Source organism: Xanthomonas sp. F10 (assembly GCF_014206815.1).
Taxonomy (GTDB): domain Bacteria; phylum Pseudomonadota; class Gammaproteobacteria; order Xanthomonadales; family Xanthomonadaceae; genus Xanthomonas_A; species Xanthomonas_A indica.
Map to the genome: position 1 here is coordinate 1,113,223 of NZ_JACHNP010000002.1, position 16,096 is coordinate 1,129,318.

19 protein-coding genes are annotated in these 16,096 nt (G+C 70.6%); 6 read left to right on the forward strand and 13 right to left on the reverse strand.

Annotated elements, in window-relative coordinates; translation table 11 throughout:
- Positions 1 to 21: 21 nt before the first annotated feature.
- The 7 genes from raiA to FHR56_RS16090 form a co-directional block, all read right to left on the reverse strand.
- Positions 22 to 339 carry a ribosome-associated translation inhibitor RaiA gene (gene raiA / locus FHR56_RS16060; RefSeq protein ID WP_010344105.1) on the reverse strand — a complete coding sequence of 106 codons (318 nt, stop codon included), beginning with the start codon at positions 337 to 339 and terminating at the stop codon, positions 22 to 24.
- 50 nt (positions 340 to 389) lie between these two features.
- Positions 390 to 1,853, reverse strand: coding sequence for an RNA polymerase factor sigma-54 (locus FHR56_RS16065; protein ID WP_160948447.1), 1,464 nt, complete (start codon positions 1,851 to 1,853; stop codon positions 390 to 392).
- Positions 1,854 to 1,896: 43 nt separating this feature from the next.
- Positions 1,897 to 2,616 carry an LPS export ABC transporter ATP-binding protein gene (lptB, locus tag FHR56_RS16070; RefSeq protein WP_152239442.1) on the reverse strand — a complete coding sequence of 240 codons (720 nt, stop codon included), beginning with the start codon at positions 2,614 to 2,616 and terminating at the stop codon, positions 1,897 to 1,899.
- On the reverse strand, positions 2,616 to 3,197 hold the full coding sequence (lptA, locus tag FHR56_RS16075) for a lipopolysaccharide transport periplasmic protein LptA (protein ID WP_160948448.1): 582 nt from the start codon (positions 3,195 to 3,197) through the stop codon (positions 2,616 to 2,618). Before lptA ends, lptB begins: the two co-directional genes overlap by 1 nt.
- The gene (gene lptC, locus FHR56_RS16080; RefSeq protein WP_019799409.1) at positions 3,175 to 3,741 is read right to left on the reverse strand and encodes an LPS export ABC transporter periplasmic protein LptC; all 567 of its coding nucleotides are present in this window, start codon (positions 3,739 to 3,741) and stop codon (positions 3,175 to 3,177) included. Before lptC ends, lptA begins: the two co-directional genes overlap by 23 nt.
- Complete coding sequence (locus FHR56_RS16085; RefSeq protein WP_160948449.1) at positions 3,738 to 4,286, reverse strand: HAD hydrolase family protein; 549 nt, start codon at positions 4,284 to 4,286, stop codon at positions 3,738 to 3,740. The genes lptC and FHR56_RS16085 overlap by 4 nt, the downstream gene beginning before the upstream one ends.
- Positions 4,287 to 4,374: 88 nt before the next feature.
- The gene (locus FHR56_RS16090) at positions 4,375 to 5,376 is read right to left on the reverse strand and encodes a KpsF/GutQ family sugar-phosphate isomerase (protein WP_160948450.1); all 1,002 of its coding nucleotides are present in this window, start codon (positions 5,374 to 5,376) and stop codon (positions 4,375 to 4,377) included.
- 52 nt (positions 5,377 to 5,428) lie between these two features.
- On the opposite strand from FHR56_RS16090, the gene FHR56_RS16095 reads away from it, so the two are divergent.
- The 3 genes from FHR56_RS16095 to FHR56_RS16105 are packed head-to-tail and all read left to right on the forward strand — an operon-like array spanning position 5,429 to position 7,306.
- Positions 5,429 to 5,671: a BolA/IbaG family iron-sulfur metabolism protein gene (locus tag FHR56_RS16095; RefSeq protein WP_160948451.1), complete on the forward strand. Its 243-nt coding sequence runs from the start codon at positions 5,429 to 5,431 to the stop codon at positions 5,669 to 5,671.
- Between the two features lie 49 nt (positions 5,672 to 5,720).
- The gene (gene murA, locus FHR56_RS16100; RefSeq protein WP_160948452.1) at positions 5,721 to 6,995 is read left to right on the forward strand and encodes a UDP-N-acetylglucosamine 1-carboxyvinyltransferase; all 1,275 of its coding nucleotides are present in this window, start codon (positions 5,721 to 5,723) and stop codon (positions 6,993 to 6,995) included.
- Positions 6,992 to 7,306, forward strand: coding sequence for a hypothetical protein (locus tag FHR56_RS16105; RefSeq protein ID WP_010344096.1), 315 nt, complete (start codon positions 6,992 to 6,994; stop codon positions 7,304 to 7,306). The genes murA and FHR56_RS16105 overlap by 4 nt, the downstream gene beginning before the upstream one ends.
- Before the next feature lie 397 nt (positions 7,307 to 7,703).
- Here the strand turns inward: FHR56_RS16105 and FHR56_RS16110 are convergent, their stop codons facing one another.
- The 4 genes from FHR56_RS16110 to purM all read right to left on the reverse strand — a co-directional run bounded on the left by FHR56_RS16110 (position 7,704) and on the right by purM (position 11,177).
- A complete protein-coding gene (locus FHR56_RS16110; RefSeq protein ID WP_019797113.1) occupies positions 7,704 to 8,387 on the reverse strand; it encodes a DUF3108 domain-containing protein in 684 nt (227 codons plus the stop codon).
- 2 nt (positions 8,388 to 8,389) lie between these two features.
- Positions 8,390 to 9,244 (reverse strand): DUF3108 domain-containing protein, encoded by an 855-nt coding sequence (locus FHR56_RS16115; protein WP_184502667.1) that lies wholly within the window; start codon positions 9,242 to 9,244, stop codon positions 8,390 to 8,392.
- Positions 9,245 to 9,307: 63 nt separating this feature from the next.
- A complete protein-coding gene (gene purN / locus FHR56_RS16120; RefSeq protein ID WP_160948454.1) occupies positions 9,308 to 9,961 on the reverse strand; it encodes a phosphoribosylglycinamide formyltransferase in 654 nt (217 codons plus the stop codon).
- A 157-nt stretch (positions 9,962 to 10,118) separates the two neighbouring features.
- Complete coding sequence (purM, locus tag FHR56_RS16125) at positions 10,119 to 11,177, reverse strand: phosphoribosylformylglycinamidine cyclo-ligase (protein ID WP_160948455.1); 1,059 nt, start codon at positions 11,175 to 11,177, stop codon at positions 10,119 to 10,121.
- 106 nt (positions 11,178 to 11,283) lie between these two features.
- Between purM and FHR56_RS16130 the strand changes: the two genes are divergently transcribed.
- From FHR56_RS16130 to hda, 3 genes are read left to right on the forward strand one after another with little or no spacing between them, the layout of a single operon-like run.
- The gene (locus tag FHR56_RS16130; protein WP_160945761.1) at positions 11,284 to 12,387 is read left to right on the forward strand and encodes a DUF2066 domain-containing protein; all 1,104 of its coding nucleotides are present in this window, start codon (positions 11,284 to 11,286) and stop codon (positions 12,385 to 12,387) included.
- The gene (locus FHR56_RS16135) at positions 12,384 to 13,553 is read left to right on the forward strand and encodes an AI-2E family transporter (RefSeq protein ID WP_019796858.1); all 1,170 of its coding nucleotides are present in this window, start codon (positions 12,384 to 12,386) and stop codon (positions 13,551 to 13,553) included. Before FHR56_RS16130 ends, FHR56_RS16135 begins: the two co-directional genes overlap by 4 nt.
- Positions 13,550 to 14,281, forward strand: coding sequence for a DnaA regulatory inactivator Hda (gene hda / locus FHR56_RS16140; protein WP_160945762.1), 732 nt, complete (start codon positions 13,550 to 13,552; stop codon positions 14,279 to 14,281). Before FHR56_RS16135 ends, hda begins: the two co-directional genes overlap by 4 nt.
- A 49-nt stretch (positions 14,282 to 14,330) precedes the next feature.
- Here the strand turns inward: hda and murU are convergent, their stop codons facing one another.
- Together murU and FHR56_RS16150 are read right to left on the reverse strand one after the other, a co-directional pair.
- Positions 14,331 to 15,053 carry an N-acetylmuramate alpha-1-phosphate uridylyltransferase MurU gene (gene murU / locus FHR56_RS16145; protein ID WP_160945763.1) on the reverse strand — a complete coding sequence of 241 codons (723 nt, stop codon included), beginning with the start codon at positions 15,051 to 15,053 and terminating at the stop codon, positions 14,331 to 14,333.
- On the reverse strand, positions 15,050 to 16,078 hold the full coding sequence (locus FHR56_RS16150; RefSeq protein ID WP_160945764.1) for a phosphotransferase: 1,029 nt from the start codon (positions 16,076 to 16,078) through the stop codon (positions 15,050 to 15,052). Before FHR56_RS16150 ends, murU begins: the two co-directional genes overlap by 4 nt.
- Positions 16,079 to 16,096: the final 18 nt, after the last annotated feature.

Consider the following 16,096-nt stretch of genomic DNA (forward strand, 5'->3'; position numbering starts at 1 on the left):
GGCGGCGCAACGTGGGGAGGATCACGCGAGATTGTCGCGCACCTCGGCCGCATGGTGGTCGTGCTTCTTTTCCTTGTGCTTGATGATCAGCCGGTCCAGCTTGTCGGCGAGCAGGTCGATCGCCGCGTACATGGTCTGTGCGCTGGCGTCGGCGTGCAGGGTGCGGCCGGGGACGTTGACCGTGGCCTCGACGTGATGGTCGGGCTTGCGCAGCGCCAGTTGGGCGCGGACCTCGATGGTTTCCTCGTAGTGTCGCTTCAGCCGTTGCAGCTTGGTCTCCACATACTCGCGCAGGGCGGGGGTGACTTCGATCTGCTGGCCGTAGGTCTCGATACGCATCGGATACTCCTTGGTTCGGGTTTTACACCTATGAACCATCGCCGCCGCCGCTAGCCGATTCGGACGCGTTCGTGGGAGGCGGAAATGTTCATGGCCTCACGATACTTCGCCACGGTGCGGCGCGCTACAGGGACCCCGGCACTTTTCAGCAGGTCGGCCAGCTTGGCGTCAGAAAGCGGCTTGCGCGGATTCTCCGCATCGATCAGCCGCCGGATCATCGCCTGGATCGCGGTGCTGGAGGCTTCGCCGCCGCTGTCGGTGTCGATGCCCGAGGCGAAGAAGGCGCGCAGCGGGATGGTGCCGCGCGGGGTGCGCACGTACTTGCGGGCGATGGCGCGCGAGATGGTGCTTTCGTGCAGGCCCAGTTCGCCGGCGATCTCGCGCAGGGTCAGCGGACGCAGCGCCTGTTCGCCGAATTCCAGGAAGCCGGCCTGCTGCTTCAGCAGGCAGCGGGTCACCTTGAGCAGGGTCTCGCCGCGCGCCTCCAGGCTCTTCAGCAGCCAGCGCGCTTCCTGCAGTTGCCCGCGCAGGTAGCCGGCGTCGCTTTCGCCGCACTGGCGGATCAGCCGCTCGTAGCCGCGGTGGATGGTGACCTTGGGCTGGGCGTGCGCCGACAGCGCCGCATGCCACACCCCGCGCTGGCGCCAGACCACGCAGTCGGGCACCACGTAGGTGTCGCTGCCCAGTTCGCCGATCTGCTTGCCCGGGCGCGGGTCGAGCGAGCGCAGCAGCGCGACCGCGGTGTCGACCTCCGCCGTCGGGCGCTTGAGCTCGTGGGCCAGCCCGGCCACGCCGCTGCGCGGCAACCGTTCCAGCGGGCCATGAGCGATGGTGCGGGCGAGCGCCAGCCCCGGCGTGTCCTCGGGCAGGGTGTCCAGTTGCAGGGTCAGGCACTCGCCCAGGGTGCGCGCGGCGATGCCGGCCGGGTCGAAGCGCTGGATCTGGTGCAGCACGGTGAGGATCTCGTCCTCCTCGGCGGCGATGTCCGGGCGCAGGGTCTCGGCGATCGCGGCCAGCGGCTCGCGCAGGTAGCCGTCGTCGTCCAGCGCATCGATCAGCGCCGCGCCGATGCTGCGGTCGCGCGCGGACAGCGGCGACAGGTGCAACTGCCACAGCAGGTGGTCGATCAGGGTATCCGGCTCGGCCACGCGCTCGGCCGCGCTGCCCAGGTCGTCGTCGTCGAACGAACCGCCGCTGCCGCCGCTCCAGGCCGATTCGGTGTCGGACCAGTCGGCGCTGTCGGCAGCCGGCGCGGCCTCGCCACGGTCGCCATCGCCGTCGCTGCGTGTGTCGCCTGCCGCGTGGTCGTGGTCAAGCCCTTGGTCGGCGCCTTCGCTGCGTTCGAACGCCGGTGCGGCGTCTTCGGACCATTCCAGCAGCGGATTGCTCTCCACCGCCTCGGCGATCTCCACTTCCAGCTCGGCGCTGGACATCTGCAACAGCTTGATCGCCTGACGCAACTGCGGCGTCATGACCAGGTGCTGTCCCAGCGATGTCTGCAGCCGTGCTTTCATGCCTGTACCGAGCGCGGAAGGAGCGTAGCCGGCGCGTGCGCGGTCAGAGCCTGAAGGTTTCCCCGAGGTAGACGCGGCGCACGTCGCTGTTGGCCAGCAGCGCTTCCGGCGCCCCCTGCGCCAACACGCTGCCCTCGTTGAGGATATACGCCCGGTCGCAGATTCCCAAGGTTTCGCGGACGTTGTGGTCGGTGATCAACACGCCGATGCCGCGCTGCTTGAGGTGGGTGACGATGCGCTGGATTTCGCCGACCGAGATCGGGTCGACGCCGGCGAAGGGTTCGTCGAGCAGCATCAGCCGCGGCTTGGCCGCCAGCGCGCGGGCGATTTCGCAGCGGCGGCGCTCGCCGCCGGAGAGGCTGGCGCCGAGCTGGTCGGCGACGTGGCTGATCTGCAGTTCGTCCAGCAGCGCCACCAGTTCGCGTTCCTGTCCGGCGTTGTCCAGATCCTCGCGCAGTTCCAGCACCAGGCGGATGTTGTCGGCGACGCTGAGCTTGCGGAACACCGATGGTTCCTGCGGCAGGTAGCCGACGCCGAGCTTGGCGCGCTTGTACATCGGCAGCGCGGTGATGTCGTTGCCGTCGAGCACGATGCGCCCGGCATCGGCGTCGACCAGGCCGACGATCATGTAGAAGCAGGTGGTCTTGCCGGCACCGTTGGGGCCGAGCAGGCCGACCACTTCGCCGGCCTCCAGGGTCAGCGCAAAGTCGCGCACCACTTCGCGCTGCTTGTAGCGCTTGCGCAAGCCTTCGGCGAGCAGCATCACTGGCCTCCTTGCTTGGGCTTGGCCGGCGTCGCGGCGGGCTTGGCGGCGGGCTTGGCGCCGTTCGCAGGCGCGCCGGCCGGCGCAGCGGCCGCGTTCTTCGGCTGGATCACCGTGTGCACGCGCGTGCCGTCGCCGCCGCCCTGCATGTCGCCGCTCTTGGTGTTGTAGACCATGCGCTGGCCGGCGTTGGTGCCCTTGGGCGAGGTCATCCGGTAATTGCCGGTGAGGATCACCGTGTCGGTCGGCACCTTGTAGTCGATGTTGTCGGCGACGGCGTCCATCGGCGAGCCGTCGTCCAGTTCCTGCTTCAGGGTGGCCTGCTTGCCGGTCAGGACGACACGGTCGATGTCGCCGTTCTTGCGGAACAGGTCGGCGGTATCGGCATGGATTTCCAGCGTGCCCTGGGTGATCACGACGTTGCCGAAGAAACGGACCTTGCCGTCGTCGGCCATCATGTTGCCGTCCTGCGCGTCGGACTTGATGTCCATCGGCTGGTTGCGGTCGGTCGACTTGGCCAGCGCCAGGGTCGGCAGCAGCAGGGCGAGCAGGGCGAGCTTAGCGGGCAGCATTCGGTTCATAACGGGACTTGACCTGTGAAAGGAGCTTGTACTGCCGGGATTTCAGGTCGACCTGGAAGCCGACGCCGGTCTGCATCATACCGGGCCGGGTCATCGTGACCGGGTCGGCGGTGCGCGCGCTGTTGGTCTGCGGGAAGACGTCCAGGCTCTGGGTACGGAAGGTGGTGGGTGGGATGCTGGGCACCTTGGGGCTGTCGCCGGCGACGTCGCCGCGCAGGCGCAGTTCGTCGCCGTTGGCGCTGACCCAGCCGGTCTTGCTGCGCATTTCCCAGTGCTGGCCGTTGGCGTCGGGCAGCAGGAACAGCGGGGTCACGATCGACATCGTCTGGTCGGCGCGGCTGCGTTCCATCTGCGGCGCACGCAGGGTCATCGCTTCCTTGCCCTGCTTGTCCAGGCTGACGATCTCGAAGTCGCGGGCGATGTAGTCCACGCTGGCTTCGTCGGAGGGATTGCGGCTCGGCTTGCTGCGTTGGTTCCAGGCCGACCAGCCGCTGATCAGCGCCCCGACCAGCAGCAGGCCGCCGAGGGTGGTGCGCCAGTTCATGCGCCATGCTCCTGCAGCAGTGAGGGGACGTGGCCCTGTGCGGCCAGCAGCACGTCGCACAGTTCGCGCGCCGCGCCTTCGCCGCCGCGCGCACGGGTGGTCCAGTGCACGTGTTCGGCGGTCCAGGGATGGGCGTTGGCCGGGGCCACGGCCAGGCCGACCACGCGCAGCGGCGCCAGGTCGGGCAGGTCGTCGCCCATGAAGCAGACCTGCTCCAGGCCGATGCCGCGCTCGTCGCACAGGGCCTGTACCCCGGCGCGCTTGTCCTTGACCCCGATCTGCACCAGCAGGCCCAGCTCCTGGCCGCGCTTCTCCGCGGCCAGGCTCGGCCGCGCGGTGATCAGCGCCACCTCGATGCCGTACCGGCGCAACTGCACCAGCCCCTGGCCGTCGAGCACGTGGAAGGCCTTGCTCTCGTTGCCGTCGCGGTCGTAGTACAGGCGGCCGTCGGTCAGCGTGCCGTCCACGTCGAAGCACGCCAGGCGGATCCGGGCGGCGCGGTCGATCAGGTCGGCGGGGAGGTCGGCCAGCGGGGAATAGGGCATGTTCGGGATATCGGGGCGGGGAGGCCGGCTTTCCAGCGGCCAGGGCCAGCGGTGTGGGGCACCGCGGGCAGTGAACGGATTCAGCCTGTTAAACCACTCTGGCGCGCAACAGGTCGTGAATGTTGAGCGCGCCGACCGCGCGGCCGGCCGCGTCGACCACGATCAGGCCGTTGATCTGATGGGTCTCCATCAGCCGTGCGGCCTCGGCGGCGAGCTGGTCGGCGCCGATGGTACGCGGCTGCCGGGTCATCACCTCGGCGATGCGGGTCTGGCGCACGTCCAGCGCGCTGTCCAGGGCGCGGCGCAGGTCGCCGTCGGTGAACAGCCCGAGCAGGCGGTCGTCGGCGTCGACCACCGCGGTCATGCCCAGGCGCTTGCGGCTCATCTCCACCAGCGCCTCGCTGAGGCTGGCGTCCTCGCGCACCTTGGGCAGTTCGTCGCCGCGGTGCATGACGTCGGTGATGTGCAGCAGCAGGCGCCGGCCGAGGCTGCCGGCCGGGTGCGAGCGGGCGAAGTCGTCGGCGGTGAAGCCGCGCGCGTCCAGCAGCGCCACCGCCAGCGCATCGCCCAGCGCCAGCGAGGCGGTGGTGCTGGAGGTCGGCGCCAGGTCCAGCGGGCAGGCCTCGGCCGGCACGCTGACGTCCAGGTGCAGGTCGGCCTCGCGCGCCAGCGTGGACTGGGCGCGGCCGGTCATCGCGATCACCGCGTTGCCCTGGCGCTTGAGCACCGGCAGCAGCATCAGGATCTCGTCGGACTCGCCGGAGTAGGACAGCGCCAGGACCACGTCGGCGTCGGTGATCATGCCCAGGTCGCCATGCCCGGCTTCGCCCGGGTGCACGAAGAACGCCGGGGTGCCGGTGGAGGCGAGGGTGGCGGCGATCTTGCGCGCGACGTGGCCGGACTTGCCCATGCCGGTGGCGACCACGCGCCCGCGCGAGCCCAGGATCAGCCGGCACGCGGCCGCGAACTCGGCACCGATGCGGGCGCCGACCGCCGCCAGCGCGGCCTGCTCGATCTCGACCACGCGGCGACCGCTGGCGATCAGGCCGGCGTCGTCGGGCGTCGTGGGAGACAGGGGCGATACATCCATGCGGGTGCCGGTCGGAGGGTAGAATGGCCGACCATTTTAGGAGGAAAGCCCGGTGGACGCCGATACCATCCGTAAACTCATCGAGGCCGGCCTGCCGGGCGCGCGCGTGCAGGTGCAGGGCGACGACGGCGTGCACTTCGAGGCGACCGTGGTCAGCGACGCCTTTGCCGGCAAGCTGCCGCTGGCGCGCCACCGCATGGTCTACGCCACCCTGGGCGATCTGATGGGCGGCGCGATCCACGCGCTGGCCCTGAACACCCTGACCCCCGAGCAGGCCGAGCGCGCCGACGGCTGAGCCGCCCGCGCGCCCGTTTCTCCCCTTTTCCCTTTCCCCCACGAGACCCATGGCCAAAATCGTAGTGACCGGCGGCAGCGCGCTGCACGGTGAAGTGAACATTTCCGGCGCCAAGAACGCCGTGCTGCCGATCCTCTGCGCGACCCTGCTGGCCGATGCGCCGGTGGAGATCACCAACGTGCCGCAACTGCACGACGTGATCACCACGGTGAAGCTGCTCGGCGAGCTGGGCGCGGAAGTCACCATCGACGAAGGCACCCTCTCGCGCGGCAGCGCGATCACCGTCGACCCGCGCAAGGTCCACCAGCACGTCGCCCCGTACGAACTGGTGCGCACCATGCGCGCCTCGATCCTGGTGCTGGGCCCGCTGCTGGCCAAGTTCGGCGCGGCCGAAGTGTCGCTGCCGGGCGGCTGCGCGATCGGTTCGCGGCCGGTCGACCAGCACATCAAGGGCCTGCAGGCGCTGGGCGCGGAGATCAGCGTCGAGAACGGCTACATCAAGGCCAGCAGCAACGGCCGGCTCAAGGGCGGCCGCTACGTGTTCGACATGGTCAGCGTCACCGGCACCGAGAACGTGCTGATGGCCGCGGCCCTGGCCGACGGCACCACCGTGCTGGAGAACGCGGCGATGGAGCCGGAGGTCAGCGACCTGGCCGACTGCCTGATCGCGCTGGGCGCGAAGATCGAAGGCGCGGGCACCTCGCGCATCGTCGTGCACGGCGTGGAGCGCCTGTCCGGCGGCCGCCACGCGGTGTTGCCGGACCGCATCGAGACCGGCACCTTCCTGGTCGCCGCGGCGATGACCGGCGGCAGCGTCACCGTGCGCCGCGCGCGCGCCGACACCCTCGACGCGGTGCTGGACAAGCTCACCGAGGCCGGCGCCAGCATCGAGACCGGCGAGGACTGGATCCGCCTGGACATGCACGGCAAGCGCCCGCGCGCGGTCAGCCTGACCACCGCGCCGTATCCGGCGTTCCCCACGGACATGCAGGCGCAGTTCATGGCGCTCAACTGCGTGGCGGACGGCGTCGGCGTGATCAACGAAACGATCTTCGAGAACCGTTTCATGCACGTCAACGAACTGCTGCGCCTGGGCGCGGACATCCAGATCGAAGGGCACACCGCGATCGTGCGCGGCAGCGAGCGGCTCAGCGGCGCGCCGGTGATGGCTACCGACCTGCGCGCCTCGGCCTCGTTGATCCTGGCCGGCCTGGTCGCCGACGGCGACACCACCATCGACCGCATCTACCACCTGGACCGGGGGTACGAGAACATCGAGGAGAAGCTGGGGGCGCTGGGCGCGTCCATCCGGCGCGTCGCATGATCCTCAGCGGCCGCTTCAGCCGCCGGCGCAAGGTGTTGCTGGCGATCGTGGTGGTGCTGCTGGCCTGGGTCGGCTATGCCTGGTACACCGGCATCGCCATCACCCAAGGCATCGAAGAGCGCGACATGGACTGGAACGGCGACGGCCAGGTCACCCGCGACGAGATCTGGCAGTCGTTCTACGCGGTCGGCGTGAGCCGCACCCAGAACGGCCCGCGCGAGTGCAGCACGTTCTACTGGCGCAGCACCGGCGCGCAGATCCGCGTGGATTGCCGCACGACCTTCAAGGCTGCGCCGGCGGAGAAGAAGTAACGGCGTGGGGCGGGCGCTGCCTAGGCGGTGCCCGCGTTGGGAGTGGGGTAGAGAAAGGCACGGCCGGTCGTCACGCTCCATGTGCCGTGGATAGGAGTCGACGCGCCCGCTTTGGGTCTGCTGCAAATCGCCAGCGGGTTTCCGCAAGACGATTCGCATCTGCGCGTCGGGGCTGAAGCCCCTCCCACATGGGAAGCACCACGGGCAGGGAATTGCTGTTGCGATTCCCGAATCCCATATCCCGGCTCATCGCGTCGCGGCTGAAGCCGCGCCTACATGGGAAAAACCCGGGCGGGAAGCCGCTGTTGCGATTCCCCAATCCCAGCCCTCACACGGGAGCGATCACGGCGGGGAGCTGCTTTCACGATTCCCCAATCCCCATTCCCCAATCCCGGCCTTACCGCAACGCCTTGATGGTCAGGTCCAGCGCGTCCTGGCCGTTCTCGCGCTGCAGGATGCGCACCGGCACGGGCATGTCCGGCACGATCCAGGCCACGATTTCCTTGGAGCCGTCGGTGCGGCTGACCTTGGTCGCCTGCTCGGTCTTGCCGTTGACGGTGACCGCTTCCTTGCCGGCGACGCGGTAGGTCATCGGCTTGGCGCGGCCCTCGTCGACCATGCGGTAGCTCGGGGTCTTGCCGGCGTTGACGTCGCGCGCGATCGCCAGGTTGATCAGCAGCGCGTCCATGTCGCCCGGCTGCAGCTTCACCGGGCCGCGGCGGTCGGGCTTGAGGTCGCCGCCCCAGGTCGCCTGGCCGGTGCTCCAGTCGTAGTTGGCGGTCACCGCCTTCTTCTTGATCAGGAACACCGAGCGGTCGTCGCTGCTGAGCGGACGCAACTGCCCGCCCTTTTCCTCGAACACGGTGCTCTGGCTGAGGTCGGCGACCTGATTCTTGATCGCCAGGCTGTAGCGCCAGCGGTTGCCGCCTTCCTTGGCCAGGGTCATCACGCCGTTGGCCTGCATGCCCATGTAGCTGGCCTGGTAGTCCGCGGTGAACGGCTCCAGGGCCAGGGCGGGCAGGCTTGCCGTGGCCAGCAGGGCGGCGGCGAGGGCGGTCAGCGGGCGGGCGATGCGGGTCATGGTCAGGCTCCTTGGTATTCGGTCAGGCGCAGGTCGATGCGGTCTTCGCCGTCTTCGCGCTGCAGGATGCGCACCGGCGTCGGCACGCCGTTGGCGATCCACAGGATGGTCTCATTGCGGCCGCCGTTGGTGCGCGACACCCGCAATGCGTCGTAGCTGATGTCGCCGACCTGCACGGTCTCGGTCTGGTCGGCGGCGCGGTAGACATGTTCGCGCACCCGGCCGACGTCGACGAAGCGGTAGGTCATGGTCTTGCCCGGCTGCGCGTCGCGCATCAGCGAGAGGTTGAGCAGCAGCGCGCTCTGGTCGCCGGGTTGCAGCGGGATCGGCGCCTGCCGGTCCTTCTTCAGGTCGCCGTCCCAGCGCGCCACGCCCTGTTTCCAGTCGTACACGCCGGTGACCTTCTTGCCGAAGAACACCGCCTTCTTGACCGTGCTCTGGCTCTGCGGAACGTAGCGGCCGTCCTCCACCGTGAACACCGTGCTCTGCTCGATGTTCAGGCCGAGGATGCTGGCGAACCCGCTGCGGCCGTGCACGCCCAGGTCGACCCGCCATTGGTCGCCGCCGGTATGCACCACGTCCATGCGCGCGTCGCCGGCCGGCTTGCCCTTGTACAGGGCGTCGTAGGTGGCCACGAACGGCTGCAGCGGCGGCGGCGTCCAGGCCTCGGCGGGCAGCGCCGGCGAGGCGGCGGAAGCCGGCGCAGGGGTGCTGGTGGCGGGCGTGGCCGGAGCCGGGGCGGTCTGCGGTGCCGGCTGCGCGGCGGGCGCCGGCGCGACCTGCGCGCCGACGATGGGCGCCAGCAGGCCGAGGCCGGACGCGACGAGGAAGGCGAACGGACGCGGAGCGAGCTTCATGGGATCGGCTGGCGTGAGCGGGAGAGAGGAGGGGAGGGGCCGCGGACGGGTGCGGCAGCGCATTCAGGGAAGCAGCACGTCGTCGCAATCTAGGCGCAGCGGACTAAACCGGCACTGACCGTCCAGCCAGACCTTGCCGTCCCGTTCAGCCAGGCGGCCCGCCGCCGCCAGCCGCAGCACCGCGCACAGCAGCCGGTGCTCGCGCGGGAGCAGGCGCTGCGCCAGGTCGTCGGGACCGTCGCCGGCCTGCACCGGCACCCGCACCTGTGCGATCACCGCGCCGGCGTCCAGCTCCGGCACGACGAAATGCACGCTTGCGCCGTGTTCGGCGTCGCCGGCCGCCAAGGCCTGCGCATGCGTGTGCAGGCCACGGTACTTGGGCAGCAGCGAAGGGTGGATGTTGAGCAGGCGCCCGCCGAAGCGCTGCACGATGCCGGCGCCGAGGATGCGCATGTAGCCGGCGCACACCACCCAGTCCGGCTGTACCGCGGCGACGGCGTCGCCCAGTGCCAGGTCGAATGCGGCGCGGTCGGGGAAGGTCTTGGGCCGCGCCGACCAGCGCCGGTCCGGCGCGACCATGGCCAGCGCCGGCGCCTCGGGGCGATCGCCGAACACGCCGACCACCTCGGCGTCGAGGGTGCCGGCGGCGATCGCGGCGAGGATGGCCTGCAGGTTGGACCCGCGGCCGGAGGCGAGCACGGCGAGGCGAAGCGTCATCGGGCTAACGTCCGGGGCAGGGCACTGGCGGACGGGCGGTGCCGCGCCTGCAGCGGCCTCCGGCCCGACACCGTGTCGGGCGGGAACGCCGCTGCCGGCAGCGCCGCACCGAACCGGCCCGCGGCCCGCCAGGTGCACTTGGCTGCCGCCACGCGGCTCAGCCGATGTGGACGCGTTCGCCGGCGTCCGCGGCGGCCACGACCGCGCCGATCTGCCAGTGCGCCAGGCCCAGGCTGTCCAGGCTGCGTTCCAGGGCGGCCACCTGCTCCGGCGCGGCGACCAGCACGAAGCCGATGCCGCAGTTGAAGGTGCGCCACATCTCGCTGTCGGCCACCGCACCTTCGCGCTGCAGCCACTCGAACACCGGCGGCAGGGTCCAGGCGCTGGCGCGGATGTCCAGGCCCAGGCCGTCCGGGATGACGCGGATGATGTTCTCGGTCAGGCCGCCGCCGGTGATGTGCGCCATGGCGTGGATGCCTTCGCCCTGGTCGCGCAGCAGCGACAGGATCGGCTTGACGTACAGGGCGGTCGGCGCCATCAGCGCGTCGGCCAGGGCCACGCCGCCCACCTGCAACTCGGCCGGGCGCCCGGCGCGGTCGTAGATGCGGCGGATCAGCGAGTAGCCGTTGGAATGCGGGCCGGAGGAGGCAATGCCGATCAGTACGTCGCCCTCGCGCACCCGGGCGCCGTCGAGCAGTTGCGACTTCTCCACCGCGCCGACGGTGAAACCGGCCAGGTCGTACTCGCCCGGCGGGTACATGTCGGGCATTTCCGCGGTTTCGCCGCCGATCAGCGCGCAGCCGGCCAGTTCGCAGCCGCGGGCGATGCCGCCGACCACCGCCACGGTGGTCTCCACGTCGAGCTTGCCGGTGGCGAAGTAGTCCAGGAAGAACAGCGGCTCGGCGCCCTGCACCAGCACGTCGTTGACGCACATGCCGACCAGGTCGATGCCGATCGTGTCGTGGCGGCCGAGCTGCTGCGCCAGCTTCAGCTTGGTGCCGACGCCGTCGGTGCCGGACACCAGGACCGGCTCGCGGTACTTGCCGGACAGGTCGAACAGCGCGCCGAAGCCGCCCAGCCCACCCATCACCTCGGGGCGGAAACTGCGCTTGACCAGGGGCTTGATGCGTTCGACGACGGCGTTGCCGGCATCGATGTCGACGCCGGCGTCGCGGTAGGTCAACGGGGCGGCGGCGGGGGGCTGGGAAGTGGTCACGGGCGGCGGGGTCGGCGGAAAGACGGCGATTTTAACAGGCCGCATTGGCGCTAGGCCCGCATTCGGGCAACAATTCGCCCCGGATACGCCGAGTACTGGACCCTTCATGCGCCGCAGCCTTGCCTTCCTCCTGTCTTTCGCGCTGTGCCTGCCCGCCGCGACCGCCCTGGCCCAGGCCGAGCTGCGCACCGAGGGCGACGTGGCCGGCGCCACCGGCCCCTACGATGCCGAAGTGCCGGTCAACAGCCAGAGCGAGGGCGACCGCAACGGCGCGCTGTCCCGCGCGCTCGGCGTGGTGCTGGGTAAGATCTCCGGCGACAAGGGCGTGATGTCGCGGCCCGGGGTGACCCAGGCGCTGCGCAACGCCAGGAACCTGGTGGATACCTTCGACTACCGCCAGGACCAGGGCACCTCGCCGAGCGGCGCGCCGACCTTCCGCACCATCCTGGTGGCGCGCTTCCGCCCGCAGGACGTGGACGGCCTAGCCGCGGCGCTGGGCCTGCCGGTGTGGCCGCAGCCGCGGCCCAAGCCGGTCGTGTGGCTGGCCATCGACGACGGCAGCGGCCCGCGCCTGGTCGGCGTGCAGCAGTCCAATGCCGCGCGCAGCCTGCTCGACCGCGCGATCGAGCGCGGCTTCCGCCTGGGCCTGCCCACCGGCAACGCCGCCGAGCAGGCCCTGGCAGGCGCGATCTGGCGCCAGGACACCGCCGCGGTGGCCAGCGCGTCTTCGCGCTACAGCCCGCCGATGCAGCTGATCGGCAAGCTCTACCGGGGCAAGGCCGGCGGCTGGACCGCTGACTGGACCTTCGTCGACGGCGGCAAGGTGCTGTCGACCTGGTCGGCCAGCGACGCCGACGCGCGCCGCGCCATGGCCAGCGGCGCCGACGGTGCCGCCGACGTCCTGGTCAAGCGCTACGCCAAGGCGGTCAGCGCCGGCCCGGCCGGCATCTACCGCGTGGTGATCACCGGTATCCGCAGCGCCGACGACTACCTGCGCGCCTCCGCCGCGCTGCAGAACGCCTCGGTGGTGCGCCGCATCGTGCCGATCCGCGCCGACGGCGATCGCCTGGAACTGGATCTGGACCTGCTCAGCGGCGTGTCCGGCCTGAACCGCATGCTCGGCCCGGACGGCGCGCTGCAGCCGGTGGTCGCGCCGGTCGAGGGTCCGGTGATCCTCAACAGCGAGCCGACGGAGTACCGCCTGAAATGACGTTGTCGCCCGAAGCCGAGATCGCGCTGTTCCTGCGCCGCCTGAAATGGACGGCGGTGATCGTCGGCGTGCTGTGGGTGGTGTGGCTGCTGGCGCCGATCCTGACCCCGTTCGTGCTGGCGCTGCTGCTCGGCTGGCTCGGCGACCCGCTGGTGGACCGCCTGGAGCGCGCCGGGCGCTCGCGCAACATGGCGGTGACCCTGGTGTTCGTGCTGATGGTCCTGCTGCTGGTGCTGGCGCTGGTGATCCTGGTGCCGATGCTGGAGCGCCAGATCGTCACCTTCATCGACGTGCTGCCGCAGGCGCGCGACTGGTTCATCGGCACCGCGATCCCGTGGGCGGAGCAGAAGACCGGGCTGGAACTGATGACCTGGCTGGATCCGGAGCGGCTGATCGACTGGATCCGCGGACACTGGCAGCAAGCCGGCGGCGTCGCCGCGACCTTCTTCGGCTACCTGTCGCGCTCGGGCTTCGCGATGGTCACCTGGGTGGTCAACCTGGTGCTGCTGCCGATCCTGACCTTCTACTTCCTGCGCGACTGGGACCTGCTGGTCGCGCGCGTGGCGGCGACCATCCCGCGCAACCACGTCGGCACGATCACCCGCCTGGCGCAGCAGTCCAACGAGGTGCTGGGCGCGTTCATCCGTGGCCAGTTCCTGGTGATGCTGGCGTTGGGCGTGATCTATGCCGGCGGCCTGACCCTGGTCGGCCTCAAGCTCGGCCTGTTGATCGGCATCGTCGCCGGCCTGATCAGCTTCATCCCTTACCTGGGCGCCACCACCGGCATCCTGCTGGCGGTGCTGGCCGCGCTGGTGCAGGCCAAGGGCTTCGACCTGCAGTTGCTGATCCTGGTCGGCGTGGTGTTCACCGTCGGCCAGTTGCTGGAGAGCTACGTGCTGACCCCGCGCATCGTCGGCGACAAGATCGGCCTGCATCCGGTGGCGGTGATCTTCGCGGTGATGGCCGGCGGCCAGCTGTTCGGTTTCCTCGGCATGCTGCTGGCCTTGCCGGTGGCGGCGGTGGCCAACGTGCTGCTGCACTACCTGCACGAGCAGTACCGGCAGAGTGATCTGTACGCGGGCGAGAAGTCGGCGATCCTGCTGGATACCGCCACCGAGCGCACCACCATCATCGAGCTGCCGCCGCGCAGCCCCGATCAGCCGTGAGCGTGCCGCAACTGCCGCTGGCCTTGCGCTATCCGCCGGAACAGCGCCTGGACCGCTATCTGGGCGCGCCGGACGGGCTGCTGGCGCAGTTGCAGGCGGTGGCCGACGGTGCCGTCGCCGACTGGGTGTACCTGTCCGGGCCCGCCGGCACCGGCAAGACCCATCTGGCCCTGGCGGTGTGCGCGGCCGCGGAACAGGCCGGGCGCAGCGCCGCCTACCTGCCGCTGCAGGCCGCCGCCGGGCGCCTGCGCGATGCGCTGGAAGCACTGGAAGGACGCAACCTGGTCGCCCTCGACGGCCTGGAAGCGATCGCCGGGCAGCGCGAGGACGAAGTGGCGCTGTTCGATTTCCATAACCGCGCGCGCAGCGCCGGGGTGACCCTGCTGTACACCGCGCAGGCGATGCCCGACGGCCTGGCGCTCAGCCTGCCGGATCTGCGCTCGCGGCTGTCGCAGTGCACCCGCATCGCGCTGGCGCCGCTGGACGACGCCGGCCGTGCCGCGGTCCTGCGCGAACGCGCCCAGCGCCGCGGCCTGGTGCTGGAAGACGCGGCGATCGACTGGCTGCTGACCCATGCCGGACGCGACCTGGCCGGCCTGATCGGCCTGCTGGAGCGCCTGGACCGGGAATCGCTGGCGGCGCAGCGGCGAGTGACGGTGCCGTTCTTGCGCAGGGTGTTGGAAGGGCGGGGATTGGGGAGTCGGGATTCGGGATTGGACGAGCAGTGAGCGCCCTAGTGAAAGCGACGGACTGCGCAGGTCAGACCGCGCGGACCGTCTAGCTCTTCTCGAATCCCGAATCCCCAATCCCCAATCCCAGCACCTCATCCAATTCCGCCAACCGCTGCGGCGTCCCCACGTCCGTCCAGCGGCCGTAGTGCCGCAGACCGTGCAGGCGCCCCTGTTCGGCCTGCGCGCGCAGCAGCGGTACCACCGAGAAGCGGGGCGGCGCGGCGGGTGCCGGCGCGGCGATGGTCTGCCAGTCGTGCAGCAGGGCCGCGCGGTACATGCCGATGCCGGCGTAGGTCAGCAGCGGGTCGCCGGCGTTGCGCACGCGCCCGTCGTCCTGCAGGGCGAAATCGCCGTGCGCGGCATAGGCCGGCGGGTCCACCAGCACCAGTTGCGCCAGGCCGGGCGGCTCCGGCGCCAGCCGGGCGAAATCGAAGTCGGTCCAGATGTCGCCGTTGACCAGCAGGAACGGCGCCTCGCCGAGCAGCGGCAGCGCGTGCAGCATGCCGCCACCGGTTTCCAGCGGCGTGGCGCCTTCGTAGGAATAGGCGATGCGCAGCCCGAACGCGCTGCCGTCGCCGAGCGACTGCGGGAACTGCTCGGCCAGCCAGGAGGTGTTGATCACCACCTCGCGCACGCCGAGCGCGGCAAGCTTGCGCAGGTGCCAGACGATCAGTGGCGTGCCGCCCACCGCCAGCAGCGGCTTGGGCGTGTGCGCGGTCAGCGGTCGCATGCGCTCGCCCAGGCCGGCGGCGAAGATCAGCGCCTTCATGCGCCGGCCGCCGCGCGCTGCGCCAGAGCCGGCTTGATCCGCGTCTGCAGCAGTTGCGCCAGCGGCTGCAGGCTGGGGTGCCGCGGCAACGCCTCGTCGAGGTAGGCGATGAAGCGCGGCACGTTGTCCAGGTACCAGGCCTTGCCGTCGCGGTAGTTGAGCCGCGCGAAGATGCCCAGGTTCTTCAGGTGGCGCTGGATGCCCATCCATTCGGCGTCGCGCAGGAACTGCGCCAGCGGCGGTACCGGGATTCCGGCCTGCAGCGCGCGCGCGTGATAACCGGCCAGCCACGCGTCCACCTGCGCCAGCGGCCAGCTGACCGTGGTGTCCTTGAACAGGCTGACCGGGTCGTAGGCCACCGGCCCGACCACGCAGTCCTGGAAATCCAGCACCGCCGGGCCGTCGGCTGCCGGCATCAGGTTGCGCGGCATGAAGTCGCGATGCACCAGCACCTGCGGCTGCGCCAGCGCGTTGTCCATGAGCTGGCGCTGCGCCGCGTGCAGGGCCGCGCGCTCGTCGGCCTCCAGGGTGATCCCCAGGTGGCGCTGCAGGAACCAGTCCTCGAACAGCCCGGCATCGCGTTGCAGCAGCGCCTCGCCGAACATGCCCATCCCCGGTGGAGGCGCGATGGCCTGCAGCCGCAGCAACTGGCCGAGCGCGGCGTCGAAGTGCGCGTCCGCCGTGGTCGTGTCCAGGCGTTGGGCCAGGGTCGGTTGCCCCAGGTCTTCCAGCAGCAGGAAGCCGGCCGCCGCGTCCTGCGCCAGGATTTCCGGCACCCGTACCCCGCCGCCCTGCAGCAGGGCGTGCATGCGCAGCCACGGCCGCACGTCTTCCAGGTCCGGCGGCGAATCCATCACGATGCGGCTGATGCCGCGGGCGTGGCTGCGCCAATAGCTGCGCTGGCCGGCGTCCACCGAGGCGCGCTCCAGCGTCGCCTGTGCGTCGTCGAGGGCCGTGCGCGCCCAGGCCAGGCGGTGCGCGGCGCGTGCCGCAAGGACATCGGGAACGGTCGGGCTGGCGCTCATCGGCAGGCTGTGGCGGAA

Excerpts from the sequence above, each read along its gene's own strand:
- raiA (WP_010344105.1), bottom strand. The coding sequence starts at position 339 with ATGCGTATCGAGACCTACGGCCAGCAGATCGAAGTCACCCCCGCCCTG.
- FHR56_RS16065 (WP_160948447.1), bottom strand. The coding sequence starts at position 1,853 with ATGAAAGCACGGCTGCAGACATCGCTGGGACAGCACCTGGTCATGACG.
- lptB (WP_152239442.1), bottom strand. The coding sequence starts at position 2,616 with ATGCTGCTCGCCGAAGGCTTGCGCAAGCGCTACAAGCAGCGCGAAGTG.
- lptA (WP_160948448.1), bottom strand. The coding sequence starts at position 3,197 with ATGAACCGAATGCTGCCCGCTAAGCTCGCCCTGCTCGCCCTGCTGCTG.
- lptC (WP_019799409.1), bottom strand. The coding sequence starts at position 3,741 with ATGAACTGGCGCACCACCCTCGGCGGCCTGCTGCTGGTCGGGGCGCTG.
- FHR56_RS16085 (WP_160948449.1), bottom strand. The coding sequence starts at position 4,286 with ATGCCCTATTCCCCGCTGGCCGACCTCCCCGCCGACCTGATCGACCGC.
- FHR56_RS16090 (WP_160948450.1), bottom strand. The coding sequence starts at position 5,376 with ATGGATGTATCGCCCCTGTCTCCCACGACGCCCGACGACGCCGGCCTG.
- murA (WP_160948452.1), top strand. The coding sequence starts at position 5,721 with ATGGCCAAAATCGTAGTGACCGGCGGCAGCGCGCTGCACGGTGAAGTG.
- FHR56_RS16105 (WP_010344096.1), top strand. The coding sequence starts at position 6,992 with ATGATCCTCAGCGGCCGCTTCAGCCGCCGGCGCAAGGTGTTGCTGGCG.
- FHR56_RS16110 (WP_019797113.1), bottom strand. The coding sequence starts at position 8,387 with ATGACCCGCATCGCCCGCCCGCTGACCGCCCTCGCCGCCGCCCTGCTG.
- FHR56_RS16115 (WP_184502667.1), bottom strand. The coding sequence starts at position 9,244 with ATGAAGCTCGCTCCGCGTCCGTTCGCCTTCCTCGTCGCGTCCGGCCTC.
- purN (WP_160948454.1), bottom strand. The coding sequence starts at position 9,961 with ATGACGCTTCGCCTCGCCGTGCTCGCCTCCGGCCGCGGGTCCAACCTG.
- FHR56_RS16130 (WP_160945761.1), top strand. The coding sequence starts at position 11,284 with ATGCGCCGCAGCCTTGCCTTCCTCCTGTCTTTCGCGCTGTGCCTGCCC.
- FHR56_RS16135 (WP_019796858.1), top strand. The coding sequence starts at position 12,384 with ATGACGTTGTCGCCCGAAGCCGAGATCGCGCTGTTCCTGCGCCGCCTG.
- murU (WP_160945763.1), bottom strand. The coding sequence starts at position 15,053 with ATGAAGGCGCTGATCTTCGCCGCCGGCCTGGGCGAGCGCATGCGACCG.
- FHR56_RS16150 (WP_160945764.1), bottom strand. The coding sequence starts at position 16,078 with ATGAGCGCCAGCCCGACCGTTCCCGATGTCCTTGCGGCACGCGCCGCG.